General features: G+C 72.9%; 1 pseudogene. It reads left to right on the top strand.

Annotated elements, in window-relative coordinates:
* A pseudogene (locus tag AC1DHL_RS29980) lies at window positions 1-291 on the top strand (FAD binding domain-containing protein); the annotation flags it as partial.
* Window positions 292-415: the final 124 nt, after the last annotated feature.

The following is a 415-nucleotide window of genomic DNA, read 5'->3' as shown; positions in this document are numbered from 1 at the left end:
CCCATCGGCGGCGCGCAGTTGTACCGSAAGGTGCGYGACCGGGCCTCGTACGCGTTCGCGCTGGTGTCCGTGGCCGCCATCGTGCAGCGCGACGGCACCGGCCGCGTGGCSSTGGGCGGCGTGGCGCACMRGCCGTGGCGCCTGGAAGCCGCCGCGACCGAGTTGCCGCGCGGCGCCCAGGCCGTGACCCAGCGCCTGTTCGCGGACGCCCGGCCCACCCACGACAACGCCTTCAAGGTGCCGCTGTTCCAGCGCACCCTGAGTGCCGTGCTGGCGCAGGCCCGCACCTGACCGGAGGAGACGGACGATGAAATTCGACACCCCCGCCACCACCAATCCGATCGACCAGCTTCGCGTGGTCGGCAAACCCACGGACCGTATCGACGGTCCCCACAAGGCCACCGGCACGGCGCCC

This window comes from Variovorax sp. 10L426 (assembly GCF_056395305.1).
This window is presented reverse-complemented; position numbering and strand designations above follow the sequence as displayed.